This is a genomic window from Pseudomonas sp. (assembly GCF_035277045.1).
Classification (GTDB): Bacteria; Pseudomonadota; Gammaproteobacteria; order Pseudomonadales; family Pseudomonadaceae; genus Aquipseudomonas.
The window spans coordinates 1-4,660 of the sequence record NZ_DATELE010000184.1 but is presented as its reverse complement, the minus strand read 5'-3'; the positions used below and the strand labels follow the sequence as shown (position 1 = coordinate 4,660).

Annotated in this window: 4 protein-coding genes and 1 pseudogene; all 5 read right to left on the bottom strand. The window is 68.0% G+C overall.

The window, feature by feature from the left end; all coding sequences use genetic code 11:
- A pseudogene (locus VJS90_RS09655) lies at positions 1–602 on the bottom strand (penicillin-binding protein 2); the annotation flags it as partial.
- Positions 603–810: 208 nt separating this feature from the next.
- Positions 811–1,851, bottom strand: a complete 1,041-nt coding sequence (locus VJS90_RS09650) for an AraC family transcriptional regulator (protein WP_324121372.1) — start codon at positions 1,849–1,851, stop codon at positions 811–813.
- Positions 1,852–1,855: 4 nt separating this feature from the next.
- Positions 1,856–2,977, bottom strand: coding sequence for a carbon-nitrogen hydrolase family protein (locus tag VJS90_RS09645; protein WP_324121370.1), 1,122 nt, complete (start codon positions 2,975–2,977; stop codon positions 1,856–1,858).
- 67 nt (positions 2,978–3,044) lie between these two features.
- Complete coding sequence (locus VJS90_RS09640) at positions 3,045–4,031, bottom strand: NAD(P)-dependent oxidoreductase (protein WP_324121368.1); 987 nt, start codon at positions 4,029–4,031, stop codon at positions 3,045–3,047.
- Between the two features lie 13 nt (positions 4,032–4,044).
- Positions 4,045–4,660, bottom strand: a 616-nt coding sequence (locus VJS90_RS09635; protein WP_324121366.1) for an MFS transporter, incomplete at its 5' end; no start/stop codon positions are given.

Below are 4,660 nucleotides of genomic sequence, written 5' to 3'. Positions count from 1 at the left end.
GACTGGGTGCCGCGGTACTCGGTGGAATCGAGCGCCTTGGCCTCTTTCTCGTTGATCCGCCCGACATAGCCGACCGAGTGGGCGAAGTGCGCGCCCATGGGGTATTCGCGAATGAACTGCGCTTCGACGTCCAGCCCTGGCAGGCGGAACTGATTGACCGCGATCAAGGCGATCTGCTCCTCGGTCAGGCCGAACATCAGCGTCACCGGTTCGAACGGCTTGCGGCCGCGGCGCAGGTCCTTGTCGAAGCCTGCGCGTTCCTCATCGCCCAGCCCCAGCACCTGCACCAGATTGTCGAGCACTTGCGGCGTGCCGCCGGTACGTTCGCGGGTCAGGGTCAGGTTGAAGCTCGGCTTGTTGTCGGCCAGCACCACGCCGTTGCGGTCATAGATCAAGCCTCGCCCGGGGGCGATGGGCAGCACGTGCACCCGGTTGTTTTCCGAGACGGCAGAGTGATAGTCGTGCTGCACCACTTGCAGCACGTAGAGCCGGCCGACCAGCACCGCCACCACCACCAGCACGAACAGGGCGCAGGCCACCAGCCGGCGATTCACCATGTGCGTTTCCTTGGCGTGGTCTTTCAGGGGGATCGGTTGGGGCATGGGCGGACTCTTGCGGAAAACGGCTTCGCCGGGCCGCCAACGGGGGCGCGGCAAAGGGGAGGGGAATGCGGGCGAGCCGCGATCCTACGCAAGCGCTCCCCGCGCCTCAAGGCTGGGGCGTCACAGCGCGCGGCCGCCGGCGCCCGTGCGCCTTGGCGGCAGCGCCATGCAGGCCAGTATGAAGATTTGTTCATGTTGGCCTGCGCCGTCAGCCAGCCTGGCGCTGCTGGCGGCGAAATTCGCCCGGGGTCAGCTGAGTCCAGCGCTTGAAGGCACGCTGGAAAGCCTCGGCCGAGGCGAAGCCGAGCAGATAGGCAATCTCGCCAAACGCCAGTTGCGTGTCGCGGATGTAGGTCTCGGCAAGGTCTCGCCGGGTGTCGTTGAGCAGGCTGCGAAACCCCGTGCCTTCCTCGGCCAGCTTGCGCCGCAAGGTCCAGGCGGGCAGTTGCAGGTGCTGCGCGACCTCGTCGAGATCGGGCTCGCGGCCGCCATTGAGCAGCGGGCCCAGCAGCTGGGTGATGCGTTCGCCCAGGCTGCGCACGCGGGTGCGCTGCGCCAGTTCGGCCTCGCACAGTTGCAGCAGGTGCTGCCAGGTGCCAGGGCAGTGCTGCGGGTTGCGCAGGGCCAGGGTCGCGCGGTTCAGGCGCAACTGATTGCACGTGGCGCCAAAGTGCACCGGTGTGCTGCACAGCGCCTGGTATTGCGCGGCATAGGCGGGCGCCTCGAATTCGATCTCGATGCGCTCGGCCAGCAGCGGCATGCCCGCCAGGCCGGACAGCTGCGCCAGCCAGCCGGCGAACAGCGAGTCCACCACGAAGCGGTTGTAGGCGTTGTAGGGGCTGATGGAATAGAAGCGCAGCCAGGCGCCCTGGCGGTCCTCGACAATGCTCGACTGGCCACGGTAGTTGACGGCGTACAGCGGCTCGAAGCGCAACAGCGTGCGCGCGGCATCACCCACGGTCGGTGCCTGCGCGGCGGTGACTCCCGCGAGTCCCGCCTGGGGCAGGCGGCTGAAACGGCCCATGTGCAGGCCTAGCGCCGGCTCACCGGCCAGCTCGATGGCAGCGTGACCCAGGTGCATGTAGCGCGGGATCGACAGCCGCGCCCCAGGTTCGGCCAGGCGGGTGGCGTCAAGGCCGTAGCGCTGAAGCAGCGGCGCGGGGTCGTGGCCATGCTGCAGCAAAGCCTCGCCCAGCGGCTGCACGAAGCCTACGGACAATTCGCCCAGACGTACCCGTGGCCGCGGCATGGACCTACAACCACAGGTTGAGCAGGCGCGCACCCGGGCTGGCGCTACCGGCCAGGTGCTGACCGGCGCGATTGGCGAAGCCTTGCCCGTCGCCGCCAAGCTCCCAGAACTGTCCACGCAGGAACACACTCATGCTGGTCGCGTATTGGCCGCTCGCCGCCAGGGTCAGCCGTTGCCAGGCGGTCCGCTCGCTGGCCTCGCCCTGGCGCAGCGTCAGCCCGGCCGCCAGCGGTTGATGCCGGTTGCCGCGCCAAGGCATGTCCCAGCTGTCCTTGCCGCTGAGGAAGACCGGGTTGGCAATCAGCTGCGCCGACTGCGCGGCCAGGGTGCGGTAGTTGTCCGGGTACCAGCTGTCGCTTCCGACCAGCACGCCCAGGCGCCCGGCCGGCGTCTGCACGACCTGCAACGGCTGCCCGTGCCCGCCCTGGATATAGCGCCGCACTTCACTGTCCGGGTACTGCTGGCGCTGGGGCTGACCGAGCGGCACGCCGTCGCCGCCGAACACCAGGCTAGTGTTGAACAGGGGGCCGGAGCCTGTGCGCAGCACGCCGCGGTCGACGTAGGGCGCGGGCAGCACGATGGAGCCCGCCACCAAGGTCACGCCGAACTCCTTGGCCAGCCCGCCAAACACCTGCTGATAGTCCTCGGCCATCTGCCCGGCCTTCATGCGCAGGTGAGCGTCGGCCCGCCGGTCGTCTCCCGTGGCCGCGAGCATGGCCAGGCCGTAGCGCAGCGGATTGCTCAGCTCAAGCCATTGCCAGGCTTCGCGGCGATGGGTGACCTGGTAGAGCTCGTTTTTCTCGCCGCGCGCCCACAGCCAGGTGCCGATGTGCTCGGGCAGGATGACCACGGTACGGGGATTGACCAGGCCCTTGGCACGGGCCTGTTCAAGGTAGGCAGAGAGCTTGCGGTGCAGGCGTTCGAGGTTCTGGTAGTCACTGGGAAACAGCTGCGGCTCGATGCCCAGCAGGTTGCCCCGCTCGCCGGGCACGCCTTCGTCGAGGGCCAGCTCGATCCGCAGGTCGGACAGGTAATGGCCCTCTGGGCGCTCCTGGGTCCAGAAACCGTAGCCACAGAGCATGGCGAAGGCCACCAGCGCAAACGCGCCTGAAAGAAGTTTACGCATGACAGGATCTTACCGCCCACAGCTGAATCCCGCCGCTTTTATCACCAACAACCGCAAAGGGTCAATGTTACCGGCCCCTTGCCGCCCAGGCCTGAGGGTTGACCAGGTTGGCCGGGCGCCGGCCGGCCAGGGCCTCGATCAGGTTGTCCACCGCGCAACGGGCCATGGCCTCGCGGGTTTCCACGGTGGCTGAGCCGATGTGCGGCGTGGCCACCACGTTGTCCAGGCGCAGCAGGGGCGAATCGGCGGCCAGCGGCTCCTTCTCGAACACATCCAGCCCCGCGGCATGCAACTGCCCGCTTTGCAGCGCCGCGATCAATGCCGCCTCATCGACCACCTTGCCACGGGCGATGTTGACGAAGATGGCGCTCGGCTTCATCAGCGCGAACTCGCGCGCACCGATCATGCGCTCGGTCGCCGCCGTGAGCGGCAATGTCATGCAGACGAAGTCGGCCTCCGCCAGCAGCTGCTCAAGGCTGGCATGGCGGGCGTTGAACCGCGCATCGACCGCGGGCTTCGGGTTGCGGCTGTGGTAGATGACCGGCATGCCGAAGCCGAAATGCCCGCGTTGCGCCAAGGCTTCGCCAATCCGCCCCATGCCGATGATGCCCAGGGTCTTGCCGTGCACATCGCTGCCAAACTGCGCGGGGCCGACGTTGCGCGTCCACTCGCCGGCGCGGACCATGCTGGCCAGCTCGACCACGCGCCGGGCGGTGCCGAGGATCAACGCGAAGCCGGTGTCGGCGGTGGTCTCGGTCAGCACGTCCGGGGTGTTGCTGAGCAGGATCGCGCGGCGGTCCAGATACGCCAGGTCATAGTTGTCGACGCCCACCGACACGCTTGCCACCGCCTCCAGCCGTGGCGCCAGGTCCAGCAGCGCGGCGTCGAGCCTGAGGCTCGCGCCGAGCAGGCCGTGGGCGTGGGGCAGGGCGTCGCGCAGGCGGGCCAGGCCGTCACCGCCCAGCTGGGTGATCTCGGTGATCTCGGCATGCTCGCCCAGGCGTTCGCGCAAGGCAGGCGAGAGGCTTTTGTACAGGACTACGTGCTTTTTCATAGAGGATCTCGCATCAAGGGTGAGCCGGATGTGGCCGACGGTGGGATGCCAGCGGCGCGCGGCGGCGGTCACTGTCGCCCGGCGTCAGGCACAGGGTGAGCACGGCGGACACCAGCAGCGCGCCGCTCATCAGCAGGAAAGAGGCATCGGGCGTTCCGGTGGCGCTGTTCAGGTAGCCGACCAGGTACGAGCCGATGAACGAGCCCAGCGCGCCCATGCTGTTGATCATTGCCATGGCGCCGCCCGCCACGTTGGCCGGCAGGATCTCGGGAATGATCGCGAAGAACGGGCCATAGGGCGCGTACATGCAGCCGCCGGCCACGACCAGCAAGGCGTAGGACCACCAGAAGTGCTCGCCGCCCAGCGCGTAGGAGCCGTAGAACGCCAGCGAGCCCAGCAGCAGCGCCGGCCAGACGAAGCGCTTGCGCCGCTGGATGCGGTCCGAGCCCCAGGACACCGCGAGCATTGCCAGCACGGCGGCCAGGTACGGCAGCGCCGACAGCCAGCCGGCCTCGACCATGTTCATCTGCAGACCCTGCTTGAGGATCGACGGCAGCCACAGCACGAAGCCGTAGACGCCGATGCTCCAGCAGAAGAATTGCGCCGCAAGGATCAGCACCTTGCGTGAA

Excerpts from the sequence above, each read along its gene's own strand:
- VJS90_RS09650 (WP_324121372.1), bottom strand. The coding sequence starts at position 1,851 with ATGCCGCGGCCACGGGTACGTCTGGGCGAATTGTCCGTAGGCTTCGTG.
- VJS90_RS09640 (WP_324121368.1), bottom strand. The coding sequence starts at position 4,031 with ATGAAAAAGCACGTAGTCCTGTACAAAAGCCTCTCGCCTGCCTTGCGC.
- VJS90_RS09645 (WP_324121370.1), bottom strand. The coding sequence starts at position 2,977 with ATGCGTAAACTTCTTTCAGGCGCGTTTGCGCTGGTGGCCTTCGCCATG.